The 16,859-nt window shown below is 64.2% G+C and carries 16 protein-coding genes; 11 read left to right on the top strand and 5 right to left on the bottom strand.

Annotated elements, in window-relative coordinates:
* Position 1: 1 nt before the first annotated feature.
* The 4 genes from folB to CB0205_RS16740 form a co-directional block, all read right to left on the bottom strand.
* Positions 2-373 carry a dihydroneopterin aldolase gene (folB, locus tag CB0205_RS0109205; protein ID WP_010316740.1) on the bottom strand — a complete coding sequence of 124 codons (372 nt, stop codon included), beginning with the start codon at positions 371-373 and terminating at the stop codon, positions 2-4.
* Complete coding sequence (locus tag CB0205_RS0109200) at positions 370-1,644, bottom strand: glutamate-5-semialdehyde dehydrogenase (RefSeq protein WP_010316739.1); 1,275 nt, start codon at positions 1,642-1,644, stop codon at positions 370-372. Before CB0205_RS0109200 ends, folB begins: the two co-directional genes overlap by 4 nt.
* A gap of 69 nt (positions 1,645-1,713) precedes the next feature.
* Positions 1,714-2,601: an ROK family protein gene (locus CB0205_RS0109195; RefSeq protein ID WP_010316737.1), complete on the bottom strand. Its 888-nt coding sequence runs from the start codon at positions 2,599-2,601 to the stop codon at positions 1,714-1,716.
* An 11-nt stretch (positions 2,602-2,612) separates the two neighbouring features.
* On the bottom strand, positions 2,613-3,911 hold the full coding sequence (locus CB0205_RS16740; protein WP_369791657.1) for a translocation/assembly module TamB domain-containing protein: 1,299 nt from the start codon (positions 3,909-3,911) through the stop codon (positions 2,613-2,615).
* Between the two features lie 3,144 nt (positions 3,912-7,055).
* Here CB0205_RS16740 and CB0205_RS0109185 point away from each other — a divergent pair.
* The 9 genes from CB0205_RS0109185 to petJ all read left to right on the top strand — a co-directional run bounded on the left by CB0205_RS0109185 (position 7,056) and on the right by petJ (position 15,523).
* Positions 7,056-7,529: a DUF2518 family protein gene (locus tag CB0205_RS0109185; RefSeq protein WP_010316733.1), complete on the top strand. Its 474-nt coding sequence runs from the start codon at positions 7,056-7,058 to the stop codon at positions 7,527-7,529.
* Positions 7,526-7,930, top strand: a complete 405-nt coding sequence (locus CB0205_RS0109180; protein WP_010316731.1) for a DUF4332 domain-containing protein — start codon at positions 7,526-7,528, stop codon at positions 7,928-7,930. Before CB0205_RS0109185 ends, CB0205_RS0109180 begins: the two co-directional genes overlap by 4 nt.
* Before the next feature lie 61 nt (positions 7,931-7,991).
* On the top strand, positions 7,992-8,276 hold the full coding sequence (locus CB0205_RS0109175) for a hypothetical protein (RefSeq protein WP_010316730.1): 285 nt from the start codon (positions 7,992-7,994) through the stop codon (positions 8,274-8,276).
* Complete coding sequence (locus tag CB0205_RS0109170; RefSeq protein ID WP_010316729.1) at positions 8,258-9,820, top strand: CocE/NonD family hydrolase; 1,563 nt, start codon at positions 8,258-8,260, stop codon at positions 9,818-9,820. Before CB0205_RS0109175 ends, CB0205_RS0109170 begins: the two co-directional genes overlap by 19 nt.
* A gap of 21 nt (positions 9,821-9,841) precedes the next feature.
* Positions 9,842-10,606 carry a DUF3887 domain-containing protein gene (locus CB0205_RS0109165; protein ID WP_010316728.1) on the top strand — a complete coding sequence of 255 codons (765 nt, stop codon included), beginning with the start codon at positions 9,842-9,844 and terminating at the stop codon, positions 10,604-10,606.
* Positions 10,607-10,673: 67 nt separating this feature from the next.
* Positions 10,674-13,007: a 1,4-alpha-glucan branching protein GlgB gene (gene glgB / locus CB0205_RS0109160; protein ID WP_050778471.1), complete on the top strand. Its 2,334-nt coding sequence runs from the start codon at positions 10,674-10,676 to the stop codon at positions 13,005-13,007.
* A gap of 26 nt (positions 13,008-13,033) precedes the next feature.
* Positions 13,034-14,092, top strand: coding sequence for a uroporphyrinogen decarboxylase (gene hemE / locus CB0205_RS0109155; protein ID WP_010316726.1), 1,059 nt, complete (start codon positions 13,034-13,036; stop codon positions 14,090-14,092).
* Complete coding sequence (locus CB0205_RS0109150) at positions 14,089-15,087, top strand: NAD(P)-dependent oxidoreductase (RefSeq protein ID WP_010316725.1); 999 nt, start codon at positions 14,089-14,091, stop codon at positions 15,085-15,087. Before hemE ends, CB0205_RS0109150 begins: the two co-directional genes overlap by 4 nt.
* A gap of 94 nt (positions 15,088-15,181) precedes the next feature.
* A complete protein-coding gene (petJ, locus tag CB0205_RS0109145; RefSeq protein ID WP_010316724.1) occupies positions 15,182-15,523 on the top strand; it encodes a cytochrome c6 PetJ in 342 nt (113 codons plus the stop codon).
* Positions 15,524-15,804: 281 nt separating this feature from the next.
* On the opposite strand, the gene CB0205_RS0109140 is transcribed toward petJ, so the two are convergent.
* Complete coding sequence (locus tag CB0205_RS0109140; protein ID WP_010316722.1) at positions 15,805-16,035, bottom strand: hypothetical protein; 231 nt, start codon at positions 16,033-16,035, stop codon at positions 15,805-15,807.
* A 44-nt stretch (positions 16,036-16,079) separates the two neighbouring features.
* Here CB0205_RS0109140 and CB0205_RS0109135 point away from each other — a divergent pair, with 44 nt between their 5' ends.
* Positions 16,080-16,433 (top strand): hypothetical protein, encoded by a 354-nt coding sequence (locus tag CB0205_RS0109135; protein WP_156797909.1) that lies wholly within the window; start codon positions 16,080-16,082, stop codon positions 16,431-16,433.
* Positions 16,434-16,484: 51 nt separating this feature from the next.
* The gene (locus CB0205_RS0109130; protein WP_010316719.1) at positions 16,485-16,847 is read left to right on the top strand and encodes a hypothetical protein; all 363 of its coding nucleotides are present in this window, start codon (positions 16,485-16,487) and stop codon (positions 16,845-16,847) included.
* Positions 16,848-16,859 lie beyond the last annotated feature (12 nt).

The raw sequence follows: 16,859 nt of genomic DNA, 5'->3' as shown, positions 1-16,859 counted from the left end.
ATCAGGCGGACTGGTGCCGGCTGCGCTGCACGCCAACCGTGCCACCAAATCCAGGGACAGGTGCCTGGCATTTGCGAAGTTCGATCGCCATCGGCACCGGGCCGTAGAGGTCCTCGAGCAGATCCAGGATCAGCCCGCTCCAATGCTCCAAGGTCTGACAACGCAGCTGCCTGGCCTGGCGCTGCAGGGCCTGAATGGCACGGCTGTAATCCAGGGTCGCGGTCACATCGTCACGGGTGGCGGCGTCACTGAGATCCCAACGGAGCTCGATGTCGAGTTCAAAGCACTGACCGACTTCCCGCTCATGGGGCAGCACGCCTACGTGGGCCCAAAGGCGCAGGTCCCGCACCACGATCCGATCGCTACCGCTCACAGGGGGCAATCGCGATGGCTGAAACTGCGGGCGCCGGAGGCGTAGTCAGCGGCGATGTGCCCGTCACCACGCAAGAGGTAGCGGTAGGTCACCAGCCCCTCCAAGCCAACGGGGCCACGGGGCGGCAGGGTTTGGGTACTGATGCCAACCTCGGCGCCAAAGCCATAGCGGAAGCCATCGGCAAAGCGCGTGGAGCAGTTGTGATAGACCCCAGCGCTATCCACACTTCGCAGGAACGTCTCCGCCGTTGCGCCATTGGTGGTGCAAATGCACTCGGTGTGCCGTGAGCCGTGGCGGGCGATGTGATCCAAGGCCTGCTGCAGGTCATCCACGACGCGGACCGAGAGGATCAAATCGGAGTACTCCGTCCGCCAGTCCGACTCCTCGGCTGCTGTTGAAACCCCCAAAGCCTGGCTGGCGGCATCTCCGCGCAACTCCACACCAGCCTCGGCAAAGGCCGGCAGGGCCTGCTGGAGGAACGCCGCGGCACTGCTGCGGTGAATCAGCAGGGTCTCGATCGCATTGCAGGCGGCCGGGTACTGGGTTTTGGCGTCCAGAGCAATTCGAATCGCCTGGGGAACATCAACCTCCTGGTCGACATACAAGTGACAGACCCCATCGGCATGGCCCAGGACAGGAATACGGGTGTTGTCCTGAATGAAGCGCACCAGTTCGTTGGAACCCCGGGGAATGATCAGATCCACCAGGCCATCGAGCTTGAGCAAGGCCAAGCTTTCCTCACGGGACGTCAGCAGCTCCAGGGCCTGAGGGGCGACCGCCGAGGCCGCCAATCCGCTGCGAAGGGCGGAGAGGATCGCCGTGCAACTGCGGTTGGCCTCTCTGCCGCCCTTGAGGATGGCGCCATTGCCGGAGCGAATGGCCAACGAGGCGATCTGCATCACCGCATCGGGGCGGGCTTCAAAGATCACCCCCAGGACCCCCAAGGGAACACTGAGGCGCTCGAGCACCAGGCCGGAATCGAGCTCCCTGTGCATCTGGCGCACGCCGACGGGATCCGGCAGCTGGGCCACCTGACGCACCCCTTCGATCGCGCCGGTCAGCTTGCTCGCATCCAGCTTCAGCCTGGCCACCAGGGAGGGCGCCAGGTCAGCGGCTGCCGCGGCCTCGAGATCAGCGGCATTGGCCGCGACGATCGCGCTGGCCTCAGCCTCGAGGGCATCGGCCATCGCCAGGACGGCCTGCCGTCGCTCTTGATCACTGCAACGCCCCAGGGCCATCGCAGCGGTTCGAACGCCACCAGCGCGCTGCAACAGTTCAGGCGATGGATCGGGAACGTTCACACACTTCTGGGGCTCGAGTGAGCATCATCCCAGCCGGGCTCAATCATTCAGCCGTTCCAGAGCCAAGCGGGCGGCCCCCAGTCGCCCGGCCCCGTTGCCAAGGGCAGCACAGCGGATCTCTAGGCCAAGGCGGCTTTCGGCCTGGACCCGCTGCTCCACCTCCGCCAGGGCATGGGGCAAAAAATGAGCGCTGGCGGCACTCAAACCACCACCAATCAGCACCAACTGGGGCGTGAGGACATAGATCAAAGAACTCAGGCCGACCCCAAGCCAACGGCCGTACTCCCGCCAGGCCTCCAAGGCCTGCAGGTCGCCCGCACGGGCCAGCCGATCCAAGGTTTGGGGGTCCTGATCCAACAGCCGGCGCAGGCCAGCAATGCTGCAGTACTGCTCCAGGGAGCCACGGTTGCCGCTGTTGCAGGCGGGGCCATCGGGGTTGACGCTGATCAGTCCCGGTTCAGCGGCGGCTCCGCCTTGACCCGTGAAGAGCTGACCATTGAGCAGCACTCCTCCTCCCACGCCGGTCCCCAAGGTGAGCAGCAAGACATCGCGGTAGCCGACCGCAGCACCCCGCCAGGCCTCACCCATCAGGGCGCAGTTCCCATCGTTGGCGAGGGTCACCCGTCGGCCGAGTTGCGGCTCAAGCCATTCCGCCAAGGGCACCTGCTGCCAACCCGGCAGGTTGATGCAGACCCGAGCCACCCGGGCCGCCGCATCCATCGGTCCAGGCAAACCAATGCCCACCCTCGAGGCCCGTCGATCGGGATCGAGGGCAGCGACCGCATCGACGATTGCCGTCACCACTCCGCCGGGCATGGCTGGCTGCGGCGTGGGGCATTCCAACTCGGCCAGGAGCTCACCGCCGTTGGAGAAGCGGCCCATCTTGATGGCCGTCCCTCCCACATCCACTCCGATCAGTTCGCTCATTGGGATGGCCGCTAGAAACGGAAGAAGACCTGCATCTGGGTCTGCCAACGGGCCTCCGCATCGATGGAGGTCTGTAGTCCCAACCAGGGCTTGGCCTGGTAGCCGAGGGTGACCTGGGGCGGGATGTCGCTGCGGTTGGGAGCAGCCAGCACAGAGGCGTTGAAACGCTCACTCACATCCAAGCCGATGTCGGTGACGGGAACCAGCTGCGATGGCACCTGACCGGAGCGGTTGGATTCGGCGTCGTAGTTCGTCGGTAAGACGTAGGCCGGATAGATCGCGAAGGTGAGCCGCTGGCCCAGCAATTCCGTCAGGCTGCCCACCAAAGGGGAGAGCAAGGACTGTCCAACCACGGTGGCGACGGCTGCTCCAGCGTTGCCACCGACCAGACCCACCAGGGAATTGCCGCCAATCAAGGCCAGCAAGCGATCCTCAGGCAACGGCGGGGTACTGGAGAGGCGAATGTTGTCGACCAACTGGTCCGCAGGCCCCGTGACTTCGAGCCGCACCCGCACCAGTTGCAGCTGATCAAAGCTGTTGGGGGTCAAGGAGGCGTTGTTGAAGGAGCCATTGGTGCTCCAGTCGTAGATGGTGGAGCGATTGCTGCCATCGCCGAAGGCCGAGAGGGTGTCGGACACCCGCGTGCGCAAGACAATGTCCACGTAGGGAATCAGGCCCAGGCTGGGGGTGAAGACCGCCACGTTGGGGGCGTCGGGATCGAGGCTGAAGGGGGTGGTGAACAGCCCCAGGCGACCCCGCAGCAGCCGTACGACGCCACTGATCTGAATCTTGGGGTCGAGGGGGCCATTGAGGGTCAACAAACCACCCACACCGAAGTTCAAGACGTTGGGGACTTCCACCCGCAGATCGCGGCCAAAGCGCAAGCGGAAGCGCTCAAAGCTGACGGAGCCCAAGTTGGGCAGGGCGGCCCGCAGGTCTTGGCTGCTGGAGCTCTCCAACTGACGCCCCATCACGAGCAGCGGTTTGTTGAAGTCCCACTTGGACTCCAGCAGGGCAGGAACGTTGGTGGGCTTACTGGGGGCGTCTTCCGTGGCGAGCTCACCGGGCTGAACGTTGATCGCCCCGCGGCTCAGGGCGAGCTCACCGCCCAGAACGGGGCGCAGCAGGCTGCCGCCGATCTCGACGGTTCCGTCGGCGACGGCGGCCATCCGCGCCAACTTGAACGGGGCTTGCTTAACAGTGAGATTCAGACGGCGTGCTGGCGCACCCTCACCCGAGGCAAAGAGGTTGAGATCTCCGCTACCACTGAGCTGCCCCTTGTCGCCGACGCGAGCGCTCAGGCTTTGCATCTCCAGGGAACTGAAGTCGAACAGCAGGACCGCATCGAGATCGCGAACCGTCTGATCGGCCAGCTGCATCACCCCATTGCTGAAGCGCAAAAAGCCGTTCGCCACAGGCTGGAGCAAAGAGCCGCGCACCAGGAGTTCCAGGTCGGCGCTGCCCTGCTTCCACTGCACCGCCGAACCCGAGAGGGCCGTGAGAAAGCGCAGACCATCACCGCGGCTACCAATCCGCAATTCCAGGGCATCCGATGACGCCGAGAGTGGAACCGTGCCACGCACATCCACGACCTCAGAGGAACCACCACCGCGCAAGACCCAATCGAGGGCGAGTTGGTTGTTCTGCAACGTCACCTCACCGCGCTCGAGAGCCAAGCGCTCTCCATTGAGGGAGGCGTTCTGCAGGGCCAAATTCAGTTCAAAAGCTGGACGCTGCTTGGGGCCTCCGAGGCGATAGGAACCGCGACTGGAAAGCGATCCCCGGAGACCCTCTGGAACCGGCGCGACCAATGCCAGCAGTGCCAGTGGCAGATGGGCCAGCTCAAACTCCCCCCCTTGGTTGAGTGGCCCATGGAGACGCACAACAGTCGGCTGATCCGTAAGCGCTAGATCGCGATCCGTCCCCTGAAGCCACAGGTGTCCTTGGGCCGCGAGGTCGACAAATAAACGGTCAGCGGATGGCCCCCTCAAAGTGAAGTCGGCATCCAACACCCCTCGCAGGTCATGCAGTGCGGCTTTGGTTTGCGCCGATTGGGCCCGCTGACGCTGGGCTTGGGCCAGGGCCGTGAGCTGATCCGCCAGGGACTGGCCCTGGGTGTTGAACACCAGCGTGCCCAAATCAAAGGCACGACCACTTGGCGTCGGAGGGAGTCCACCCCAATGGGGGACAGCGGCCAGCAGCTCCTGCAGGGTTTGCGATTGGAGTTGGCGAGCCTCCAACCGCAGCCAGAGGGGGCCGGCCTGTTGGCCTTTGAGCTGAATGCCAACCGTTCCGTAGCCAAGGGCAGTCCATTGGCCATCCAGGCTGAAGCGACCCTGGCGAAGCGCAGCCTTGGCTTGCAGGGAGCGACCGAACAGTCCAAGCAGCTGCGGTTGATCAACCCGGAGCTGACCGTCGAGGGACAGGGGCTTCATGGCGAGGGCCCCTTGCCCGCTCAAATAACCGGACAACGGTTGGGGGGCGGCCGCTGGCCAAAGGGTCAGGTCAAAGCCAGAGAGGGGGAAACGCTCGGCACTCCAGCGGTAGCGCTGGTTGCCCGCCGTCAGGACGAACGCCCCGCCCGCCCTCTTGAGGCTGAGGGAGCTGAGCTGCCAGCCAGGGGTCAGCCGCGCCTGCAACGCTCCAGGAACGGCGCTGTTTTCGACTTGCAGCCGCAGGGATAAGCCCTGGAAGGTCCCAACCCAGTTCTCATCAAGACCAAGCGGACCGAGCCCAGGCGCCTCCGCTTGAAGAGTGAGGTCGGGTCTAAGGCGTTGCAGGGAACCGCGGAGTGCCCCTGAGGCACTGAGTTGTCCCCGCAGCTCTGTCCCCAGCAACGCAGAGAGGCGCTCAAGGGGAAAGCGCCGAAGGTCAATCTCCAGGCCCATCGGCGTGCGCCCAAGCGGCAGCGGCCCCTGGGCCGTTAGATAGGGCGACTCGAAGCGCTCCAACCGCAGGGCCGAGGGGCGCCAGATCAGCTGGGAGCGAACCGAACCCAGCAGCGGGTTGCGCTGTTGCTCAAGCTCGAGGCTCAGTTGGGGCTTGCTCCAGGGGCCCAGTTGCTTGAGCGCAAGCTGCAGGTCCGGACGCGAGCCAAGGACAGGGCCCCAGGCCTTCTGCTGACGCGGTCCCAGGCTGAGTGTCTGACTGCGGAGCTGGAGGTTGGGCCAAAGCTGACCGCTCGCCACCAGCTCACCGCCACCCTGGCGAAGTAGCAACCGTTTCAGCTCAGCGGTTAGGCCTGCTTGGTTGCGCAGGAGGGCCTGGGCCTTCAACACCAAGGGCTGAGGGGGTTGCTTGGCTAGGGCCACACCGGCCAGCTGACCATCGAGTTGGAGCTGGAGCTCAGCCAGCGGCCCAGCGAGCGCGGCGCTGAAGCGGTGGCCCGCCTTGGGCTCACGGGCCTGGAGTTGAAGCTGAAGCTGGTTGGACCATGCCCCCACCAGGGGAAACTCACCCTGCAGCTGGCCGCGCCAACCACTCCAGCGCAGGGGGGAAGAGGCCAGGCGCAGCCCTTGAGGACTGCAGCGCAGATCCAAGCGAGCGGAGGTCAAGGGCTCCATTGCCCCCCCTGGCGTCCAACGCAGATCGGTCAGATCCAGCTGTCCCTGACAGCGGTTCGTTGAGGCGGTGCGCTCCAGGCGCAGCCGGCCATTGAGCGCGCCCCTGACATCGGCTTTGACCTCACCTGGAAGGAACGGCAAGAGGGAGGCGAGCTTCAGCGCCTGGGGCTGGAGCTGCAACTGCAGCCGTTGGCGTTGCCAGTCATTGCGGACCTCAACGCGAAGCTGCCCCGCCTCACGGCTGCGCAGCTGAGTGTTGGTATCCAGACGCCGCCGGCGCAAATCAACCGACAGGGATCCCTTCAGCGCCAGGGACGTCGGAGCACCCTTCGCCCCGTGAATGCGCACCTGGGCGGGGCCGCCGCTCAAGCCATAACGCAGTGTCAGTGGGGGCGGTTCTCCCCCTGCAGGCACACGCCCCAGTTGCCAGAAGGAACCTTGGCTGTTGCGCCGCAGGTCAACGCGGGCACGATCAATTTGAAACTGCAACACCCAGCTGCGGGTCAGCAGGCTGCGCAGGGGGTCCAGGGAGACCGAAACCGCCTGGGCCTCGATCGTGGATGGGTTGTCGAGCCCCGGCTTGAAGCGACTGGCGCCGGCCGCCAGACCGAGGGGCCGCAATCCGCGATAGGGACCGAGCTCCAGGGGATGACCCATGGAGCGACTGGCGAGGAACTCGAGCCAGGGCTTGCGCAGGCCGTACTGCCAGGCCGCGACTCGATCGAGGCCAAACCAAGTCAGCGCGATCCCCGCGGCCGCCAGCAGGGCAGGCAGGGAAGAGGCCGCGGGGCCGCGCGTTCTGGGATTCCTTCGGCGGCGCGCTGGGCCCGTGGGTCTCGGGGGCTGAGAAGGCCGCAATATAAGAGTGTTTCTTGATCCAGAACATTCCCCATGCGCGCCGATCCCCTCTTGCTCACGGCTGGCGAATGGCTGGGGATTGCCGCTGGTGGACTGCTGCTGATCACCGTGGTGGCCTTTCTGGCGCGCTGGGGCTTCCGCTTCCGCTTGGTGGGCGTCACGAGCTTCACCGTCCTCCTCTCGCTGTCCTGCCTGGCCTTTGCCGTGAGCTACGCCCCAAGGCTGGTGGTGGAGGGTGCCGTCAGTGTTCCCGTGGTCTTCGACAACGGCTCTGATCTCGTCGTGGCAGCGGCACCAGCGGACCTCGCTGCCGAGACCTTTGGACCCAGCGTGGAACAGGTCGCCCGCAACCTGCGCGGCAGCGGCCGCAAGGACCCCACCGTTGAAGTCCGCCTCCGCCGGGTCGAACCCCAAGGCGATGGCGTTGATCGCCCCGTGGTGCTGGCCACCGCCGTTCGTGATTGGGCCACGGGCGACGTGACAGTGAGCGTCAACGCCAAGCGGTGAGCGAAGGCAGCCCCTATCCGCTTCCCTCCCATTTCGCCAGGGAGCAGGCTGTCCTGATGGAAGCCGGCATCCAAAGCTGGCCAGCGATTGCAGCCCTCTCCGATCGGGACCTCGATCAGCTCTCCAGACGGGGTGGGGCGCTGGAACGTCAGCTACGCAAACTGCGCGGTCAGGCCCAGCTGGTGGTGGAGCTCGATCTTGAGCCCTACCAAGCGGCCCTCCTGCTCTACGCGGGGATCGCCAGTCGTCAGGGCCTAGCGGCGGCATCGCCCCAGATGCTCTTGACCCAGCTGGGCCGCCTCGAGCGCTCGCTGACTGGGATGGCCCCGGCACGCATCACACCCGCCCTGATTCGAACTTGGATCAAACGGGCGCAAGAGGCCAGTCGCTCGACGAAGTGACCCCTAGCGCGCAGCCCTGTAGCACAGGCGACCTCAAATAGATCCATCGGGAGTCCTTTCAGTGACACGCCTCCGCCTTTGCGGCCTGTCCCTGGCCGCTGCAACCCTCTGTTTCATCCAGGCCGCTCCGGCACTTGCGGACTCTGCGCTGCTGGAGTCGGTCAAGCAGAACCCCCAGAAAGCCAAGGCCCTCTGCGCAGAACTGCAGGGTCTCAACGCCAAGGGCGTCTCCTACAACTCCCCTGAAGCGACAGCCCTGGTCGCGAAGCAGCAGGGTCTGAACACCACCGACGCCGAAATCCTCTCCACCTACGTGGTGGGCCTGTATTGCCCGAAAGTCCGGTGATCCAAGAGCAGCTGCGCTGCTCTGACGGCACTGCCCTGAAGTCGACCCTATGGAAGCCAGAGGGCCAAGGTCCCTGGCCCTGCCTGTTGATGCGTCAGCCCTATGGGCGGGCGATCGCGTCAACCGTCACCTACGCCCACCCCAGTTGGTACGCCAAGGGGGGCTTCGCCGTTCTCGTCCAAGACGTCCGCGGCCGCGGCGGTTCGGAGGGGGAGTTCCTCGGCTTCCAGCAGGAGGCCAGTGACAGCACCGCAACCCTGCGCTGGATCCGCCAACAGCCGTGGTGCAACGGAAAGGTAGGGACCTACGGCTTCTCCTACCAAGGACTCAGCCAGCTGCTTGTCTCAGGTTCAGAGCATCTGCCGGATGCCCTGGCACCAGCCATGTGCGGCCTGGATGAACGGCTGCATTGGGCCAGCGAGGGGGGCTGTCATTGGTGGGCCCTGGGTTTGGGCTGGGCGCTGCAGCTCGCCGCCCAACGCTGCCAGCGTCAGGGGGATGGGCAAGGGTGGATCGAGATCCGCCGCAGCCTCGAGAACGGCTCCTTTCTGCATGACGGCCTGGCCTTGCTGGAGCGCTTCGACCCCATGGGCATGGGGCTGCGCTGGCTGAACAGCGACCCAGAGCGGCCAGAAGGATGGATGCGATACGAGCCGCCCGAGGAGCTCTGGCAGCGGCCGATGCTCTTGATTGGCGGGTGGCATGACCCCCACCTGAGGGGGGTGCTGGATCTTTGGAGACGTTCCACGGCGGCCGGCGGATCCAGCCTGCTGCGCATTGGCGCCTGGAGTCACCTCAACTGGCAGGGGGGACTGGACCAGCTGCAGCTGGAGTTTTTCCAGGAGCATCTCTGTGGACGTGGCCCAGCCGAGCCGTTGCCTGCCACCCAGCTGATGGAGGTGGGCTCCGGTGCATGGCAGCAGCGCTCACCACGGGAGTGCAGCGGCCAACGCTGGTCCCTCGCCAGCAAGGGCCTCGCAGCTGAAGGGCGACTCTGCCAGGACTCCACTCCCTCTTCGGAGGTGGTGATCGTGCATGACCCATGGCGCGCCATGGGCGGCCGCGGAGGGCACCTCGGACTGGATGCGGGCCCGGTCGATCGACGCGATCTGGATGGACGCACCGACGTGGCCTGTTTCAGCACCGCCCGCTTTGATCGCCCGACCGAACTCTTCGGACAACCCCAATTGGAGCTCGAGGCAGCCTCCGATCAACCGGGTTTTGATCTGTGCGTCGCCCTCTCGGTGTGCCACGGCGATGGCCGAATTGAGCAGCTCTCAACGGGGTTCTCCCGCGTGCTTGGGGCATCAGCCCAGGTGTCTCAGCGGCGCACCGTCTCACTGCAACCGCTGCTGGTGAACGTCGAAGCAGGCTGTGCCCTCAGACTCTCGATCGCCCTGGCGGCTTGGCCTCAGATCGCCGTGAATCCGGGCGATGGCTCGCAGCCCCGCTCCGGCGTAGGACCCAACCATCGCGTGATCACGGTGTCCCTCCAGCTGAGCAGCGCAGCCCTCAGCATTCTTCCGATGGTTGGGGCAAACTGAGGCCCACTTTGAGCCTCTGCAATGCCGCGCCACCTGCGCCTGCTCTCCGCCGGTCTCCTGGCCATGGCGACGTCTGGCCTGATGGCAACCCCCGCGTCTGGGGAGGCGTTGTCCAATCCACAGCCCAAGGCCATTGCCCAAGGCACTGCATTGAGCGTGGACCAGGCCCGTGCTGCTGCACTCCGCATCTTGAAGGCCGTCAAAGACGGAGATGCCAACGCCCGTTACGCCCAGTTTTCGGCTGAGCGGCAAGCGATCACCAGCCCCTCGATGATCGCGGCCACCATGCGCACCCAGCCCAAGGTGCTGGGCTACACCCTGCTGAGTGTTCGCAGCGGCATGGGCAAGAGCACCGTGGAGGCGGAACTGAACACCAGCGCCGGCAAGCGTGTGGTCTTCATGGTCCTCAATGGCGACGGCAAGCTCTCGCGCTACTACGTCGACCGGGCCGACGATGCCACCAGCTTGGTGGCCAAGAGCTTCATCGAAGCCGTGAGCACGGGGAACTTCATCACGGCCCAGAGCTTCCTCAGCCCCTCCTTCCAGGAAGAAATCACCCCTGATGCCCTTCAGCGCAAGTGGCTCGGGCTGCAGCGGATCACTGGCAACTTCGTCAACATCAACCGCGTCGTTGAGGCGGAATCGACCCCGGAGATGCGCCTGGTTTTAGTGAATGTGCACTTCAACCGACTCAGCGACAACCTCTACGTGATCCTCAACAACGAGAACCAAATCACAGGCGTCGACTTCCCCGAGCAACCTGCTGCACCCGCTGCAGCTTCTTAGGCAAAAACCCGCTTAAGCTCCCAGCCACGCTTTGCCTTGAGGTTCTGTGCTGGCTCAGCTCGAGTGGATGGTTGAAGACGGTCAGCGCCTTGCGGAATGCCGCCATGACCATCCCCATGCTGTCCTGGGTCCACAGCCCCTCGACAACGGCCAATGGGTTGTCCGGGTCTGGATGCCTGAGGCCGATCGGGTTGAACTGATTGGTGCAGGCGCCCCCCAGCCGATGGGAACACCCCACCACCCCTGGGTGTTTGAAGCGGAGCTGCCCAGCAACCCCGGCAGCGGCTACCAAGTCCGGGTTCAGCGCGGCGGCATCGAACACGTCGCCCATGACCCCTGGGCCTTCCGCGACGAGTGGATGGGCGATCTCGATCGCCATCTCTTTGCCGAAGGCAACCATCACCACATCTGGCAGCGGATGGGTGCCCATGTGGTGAACCGTGACGGGGTCGCCGGGGTGATGTTCTGCCTCTGGGCTCCGAACGCCCGCAGCGTCTCCGTGCTGGGCAACTTCAATGGCTGGGATGGTCGCCATCACCCCATGCAGTCGCGCCTGGGCGGCTGCTGGGAACTGTTCATCCCGGGGCTCAAGCCCGGCGAGATCTACAAGTACGAAATCCGCAGTCAGCAGGGGCACTGCTACCAAAAAGCTGATCCCTACGGCTTCCGCCACGAGGTCAGGCCCGATAACGGCTCCGTGGTCGAAGCCCTGGAGGGTTACAACTGGGCGGACAGCACCTGGATGCAGGAGCGGGATAGCCGCAATCCCCTCGACCAGCCGATCTCTGTCTATGAGATGCACCTGGGCAGCTGGATGCATGCCAGCGCCGATCAGCCCTACATCGAGGCCGATGGCACAGCACGCCTGCCCGTGCCCGCCGCCGACCTCAAGCCCGGCGCGCGCCTCCTGACCTACCCCGAGCTAGCCGATCGGGTGATCCCCTATGTGAAGGAACGGGGCTTCACCCACATCGAATTGATGCCGATCTCGGAGCATCCCTTCGATGGATCCTGGGGCTACCAGGTCACGGGTTGGTATGCGCCCACTAGCCGCTTTGGCCGGCCCGATGAATTCCGGGCCTTTGTGGATCGCTGCCACGCCGAAGGCATTGGCGTGATTCTCGATTGGGTTCCTGGGCACTTCCCGAAGGATGCCCATGGCCTGGCCTTCTTTGATGGCGCCCACCTCTATGAGCACGCTGATCCCCGCATCGGTGAGCACAAGGAATGGGGAACGCTGATCTTCAACTACAGCCGCAACGAAGTCCGCAACTTCCTTGTTGCCAACCTGATCTATTGGTTTGAGCAGTTCCACATCGATGGCATCCGCGTCGATGCGGTGGCCTCGATGCTCTACCGGGATTACCTGCGTCCCGATGGCGAGTGGATTGCCAATGAGCACGGCGGGCGGGAGAACACCGAAGCGGTTCAGTTCCTCCAGCAGGCCAACCACGTGCTCTTCCAGCACTTCCCTGGGGCCCTCTCGATTGCCGAGGAATCCACCACCTGGCCGATGGTGACCAAGCCCACGGACATGGGCGGTTTGGGGTTCAACCTCAAATGGAACATGGGCTGGATGCACGACATGCTCGATTACTTCGAGCTCGACCCCTGGTTCCGCCAGTTCCACCAGAACAACGTCACCTTCTCGATCTGGTACGCCTACACCGAGAACTTCATGCTCGCCCTGAGCCACGACGAGGTGGTGCACGGCAAGAGCAACCTGCTCCACAAGATGCCTGGGGACGACTGGCAGAAGTTCGCCAACACCCGGGCACTGCTGGCCTACATGTGGACCCATCCCGGCAAGAAGACCATCTTCATGGGGATGGAATTCGGTCAACGGGCCGAATGGAATGTCTGGGGTGACCTGCAGTGGGATCTGCTGCAGTACGAGCCCCATCAAGGCCTGCAGTGCTTGGTGGATGACCTGAACGTCTTCTACAAGTCACAACCAGCTCTCTGGCGGGATGACTTTGAGGAGTACGGCTTCCAATGGATCGACTGCAATGACAACCGTCATTCAGTCATCAGCTTCATGCGCCGGGAGAGCACGACCGGCCAATGGTTGGTCGTGGTGGCGAACTTCACCCCGCAAAGCCACTCGCACTACCGGGTGGGCGTGCCGCTGAGCGGCTTCTACACCGAGGTGTTGAACACTGATGCCGCCCGTTATGGCGGCAGCAACCTGGGCAACCTCGGCGGCAAGTTCACCGACGAGTGGGGCATTCACAGCTACGAGAACTCCCTCGATCTCTGCCTGCCCCCCCTGTCGGTGCTGGTCTTCAAGCGGGATGAGAAGCGCAGCCAGGAGGGGCAGACTGCCGGCGAGACTGAAGTTCATGACGATGCGGCGGAACCCGGCGCCTGGAAGGCCTCAATCGGGGGTCTGCTCGGGTAGGTTCCAAGGCCCCTTCGCTGGTCCTCATGTCTTCCAACGCCCCTCTGCTGCTGCGCGCCGCCCGTGGTGAGCAGGTGGAGCGTCCTCCGGTCTGGATGATGCGCCAGGCCGGCCGGTACATGAAGATCTACCGCGACCTGCGCGACAAATACCCCAGCTTCCGCGAGCGCTCGGAGAACCCGGATCTCTCCTACGAGATCTCGATGCAGCCGTTCAACGCCTTCAAGCCCGACGGCGTCATCCTCTTCTCCGACATCCTCACGCCCCTGCCCGGCATGGGCATTGACTTCGACATCATCGAGAGCAAGGGGCCCCAAATCCAGGACCCCATCCGCTCGATGGCTCAGGTGGAGGCCCTGACTCCCCTGAACCCGGCTGAGACCATGCCTTTTGTGGGTGAGGTGCTGGGCCGCCTGCGCCAAAGCGTGGGCAACGAGGCTGCCGTCCTCGGTTTTGTCGGTGCCCCCTGGACCCTGGCGGCCTACGTCGTTGAGGGCAAGAGCAGCAAGAACTACGCGGTGATCAAGGCAATGGCCTTCCGCGAACCCCAGATCCTGCACAAGTTGCTGGATCACTTCGCCGAGTCGATCGCCAACTACCTGCGCTACCAGATCGATTCCGGTGCACAGGTGGTGCAGATGTTCGACTCCTGGGCCGGTCAGCTGAGCCCAGCTGACTACGACACCTTCGCCGCGCCTTATCAAAAGAAGGTGGTGGACCTGGTCAAGCAGACCCACCCCGACACCCCCTTCATCCTCTACATCTCCGGCAGCGCTGGCGTGATTGAGCGGATGGCCAAGACCGGTGTGGACATCGTCTCCCTGGACTGGACCGTGGACATGGCCGAAGGCCTGGCCCGCATGCCCGAGCACATCGGTGTTCAGGGCAACGTGGACCCCGGCCTGCTCTTCGGCAGCCAAGACGCGATCCGCGATCGCATCGACGATTGCGTGCGTAAGGCCCGCGGCCGGAAGCACATCCTGAACCTGGGTCACGGCATCCTTCCTGGAACCCCTGAAGAGAACGGTCAGTTCTTCTTCGAAGCCGGCAAGTCCGTGATGGACCGCCTCGGAGCTGCGGTTTGAGTTCGGCCCCCTCACGGATCCTGATTACTGGGGCCAGCGGCTGCGTTGGCCAGCACATCGCTGATCTGCTCTACCGCGAGAGCGACGCCGAGCTGTTGTTCTGGCTTCGCGATCCCAGCAAGCTGACCGCCGTCCCGGCCAACGATCCGCGCATCACCCTGTTGGTGGGCGACCTACGCGATGTGGAACCCCACCGCGCCCAGATCGCCTCGGCCACCCGCATCATCCATACCGCCACCGCCTGGGGCGATCCCGAACGGGCCCAACAGGTGAACGTGGTGGCGGTGAAGCAGATGCTGGCGGCCACCAATCCAGAGGTGCTGGAGCAGGTGGTCTATTTCTCCACCGCGAGCATCCTCAACAAGGACCTGAAGCTGCTGCCGGAGGCGATGCCCTACGGCACCGAATACATCCAAACCAAAGCCCAGTGCCTGGAGCAGCTGGAGCAGCATCCCTTAGCCCAGCGCATCGTGGCGGTGTTCCCGACACTTGTGTTTGGCGGACGGGTGGACGGCGGCGGCAAATTCCCCACCAGCTACCTGACGGCCGGACTGAAGGAAGGCGCCCGCTGGCTCTGGCTGGCCAAGTGGCTGCGGGCCGAGGCCAGCTTCCACTTCATCCATGCGGCCGACATCGCCCGGGTTTGCGTCCACCTGGCGACCCATCCCCATCAGCCCAATCCAGAGGTCGGCCAGGGTGCCGTCCGACGCTTGGTGCTGGGACAGCCGATGGTGACGGTGGATGAAACCGTCAGATGCCTCTGCCGCTGGCGCCGCGCCTGGTACCCACCATTTGGCCTGGATCTCCAGGGTTGGCTGATTGAAGGCCTGATCAAGCTGCTGCGGATCGAAGTGAATGCTTGGGATCGTTTCTCGATCCGCCAGCGGCACTTTGTCCACGACCCGATCAGCCCTCCGGAGCGCTTTGGCTTGGTGAGCCATGCGCCCACTCTCGAGGCGGTCTTCGAGGACGCCGGGCTGAAACACCGGGGCTAATCACAACAGGAGGTTTCAAATGTTGCGAACCTCTGCAGCAAACGCGACGAGGGCCACTTCGGCCTCTTAATTTGGCCAGGTTGCACGAGCTCAGATGCGCCGTCTCCTCTCCCTGATTGCCCTTTGCCTGGCGCTGGTGCTGGGTGCTTCCCCCAGCTTCGCCGCTGATGCCGACCACGGCGCTCAAATCTTCTCCGCGAACTGCGCTGCTTGCCACATGGGCGGCGGCAACGTGGTGAACGCCGAGCGCACCCTCAAGAAAGAGGCCCTCGAGTCCTACCTCGCTAACTACAGCGCTGGTCACGAAGAGGCCATCCAGTACCAGGTCACCAATGGCAAGAACGCCATGCCCGCCTTCGGCGGCAAGCTGAGCGAGGGTGACATCGCTGACGTCGCTGCCTACGTCGAGTCCCAGAGCCAGAACGGCTGGGCCTGATCTCTCAGACCCCACAGACCAAACCGCCCCTTCGGGGGCTGTTTTTTATGCCTGCTAAAGGCGAGATCCGTTGCCTTACAAGGCTGAGCGCGCGAGGGTGAACGATGCGCAACAGCCAACGCCATGGGCAACCGCACAGGCCACGACAGGGGCAGAACGACTCAAGAGCAATCGGTCGTGGACTTTCTCAAGCGCTCGAAACTCGCCGCGATTCCACCGCTCAGAAATGCAGCTGACGGCGGTACGGGCAGTGCACAACAAACCGCCGAGTGCCACTGGAGTCAGGACTGAGCCAGAGCACGCCGGGCCTCAAGCACCTCGAGATAGAGCGCCTCATCCACCTCGCGGATGTCGTATTCACTCGGCAGGCAACCGTGCTGATGGCGATGCACCACAAGCCAGCAATTGCGCTCAGGGTCGCGGGCTGTGCCGTCGAAGGTGAAGGACTCCTGGGCCAACCCCTGCACCAATTCAGACCGGGAGGGTTCTTGCTCTGCTGAATCGACGGGCATCTCGGCGTGTCTTGACCAGACTGGAGTCACTGGACCCAGCCATGATGGCGAGAGAGAGAGCCTGGCCGCTACTGCTGCTGAGCCTGACGCTGCTGGGGACGACGGTCAAAGCCCAGTCCAGCACTGATTTCGCCCCACTCGAACTGATTCAAGGAGGGGGAACACCGGCGGCGATTGGGCCGAATGTGCTGCGCGTCCTTGAGGCCAAGCGCTGCCGACTGGTGGTCAACCCCGAGCTGCCAGCACTCCAACCCCTACGGATCGCACCGAGCGCCGTTGCGGCGAAAAACCGGCTGGGCTGTCTCTCCCCGGCGGATGCGATCTACGGAGCCGACGGCTGCCCGACCAGGCTTTGTAGCCAGACCAGTGGTGTCTTGACCCTGCCGGCTGCCCAATAGAGAAACTCTGGACACACTGAGGAGGACTCCTCTCATTCCGCAGCAACGTTCATGTTCAAGTCGCAGGTGAAGACCTCTGTGCTGGTCGCAACGACCGCCGTACTCAGCAGCCTTCCTGCCATCGCCCAGGTGAGCGCCGCCAACGTCCGGGCCCTCAATTCCGCCCGCAACTGGGCTGTGGATAACAACGGTGGTCTGAGCGTCTATCGCCCCGCCGCCTGCATGTTCAACACCGGTGATGGCGGCGGCAGCTGCCTGACGCAGAACAACAGCCAGGGCTTCCGCTTCAAATTCCTCGGCGGTGCACCCGGCTGGCAGCAGCAGGGCACTCCCGCCACCACGGAAACCGAGATCCAGATCTCAAGCGATGGCCGCACGGTCAGCAACGTCATCTACAACGGCTCGCCCCGCTGATCGGAAAACCGT

Origin of the sequence: Synechococcus sp. CB0205, assembly GCF_000179255.1 — a bacterium.
In the GTDB taxonomy this organism is placed as follows: Bacteria; Cyanobacteriota; Cyanobacteriia; order PCC-6307; family Cyanobiaceae; genus Vulcanococcus.
This window is presented reverse-complemented; position numbering and strand designations above follow the sequence as displayed.

Excerpts from the sequence above, each read along its gene's own strand:
- CB0205_RS0109185 (WP_010316733.1), top strand. The coding sequence starts at position 7,056 with ATGCGCGCCGATCCCCTCTTGCTCACGGCTGGCGAATGGCTGGGGATT.
- CB0205_RS16740 (WP_369791657.1), bottom strand. The coding sequence starts at position 3,911 with ATGCAAAGCCTGAGCGCTCGCGTCGGCGACAAGGGGCAGCTCAGTGGT.
- CB0205_RS0109130 (WP_010316719.1), top strand. The coding sequence starts at position 16,485 with ATGTTCAAGTCGCAGGTGAAGACCTCTGTGCTGGTCGCAACGACCGCC.
- hemE (WP_010316726.1), top strand. The coding sequence starts at position 13,034 with ATGTCTTCCAACGCCCCTCTGCTGCTGCGCGCCGCCCGTGGTGAGCAG.
- CB0205_RS0109165 (WP_010316728.1), top strand. The coding sequence starts at position 9,842 with ATGCCGCGCCACCTGCGCCTGCTCTCCGCCGGTCTCCTGGCCATGGCG.
- CB0205_RS0109135 (WP_156797909.1), top strand. The coding sequence starts at position 16,080 with ATGGCGAGAGAGAGAGCCTGGCCGCTACTGCTGCTGAGCCTGACGCTG.
- CB0205_RS0109140 (WP_010316722.1), bottom strand. The coding sequence starts at position 16,035 with ATGCCCGTCGATTCAGCAGAGCAAGAACCCTCCCGGTCTGAATTGGTG.
- glgB (WP_050778471.1), top strand. The coding sequence starts at position 10,674 with ATGGTTGAAGACGGTCAGCGCCTTGCGGAATGCCGCCATGACCATCCC.
- CB0205_RS0109195 (WP_010316737.1), bottom strand. The coding sequence starts at position 2,601 with ATGAGCGAACTGATCGGAGTGGATGTGGGAGGGACGGCCATCAAGATG.
- petJ (WP_010316724.1), top strand. The coding sequence starts at position 15,182 with ATGCGCCGTCTCCTCTCCCTGATTGCCCTTTGCCTGGCGCTGGTGCTG.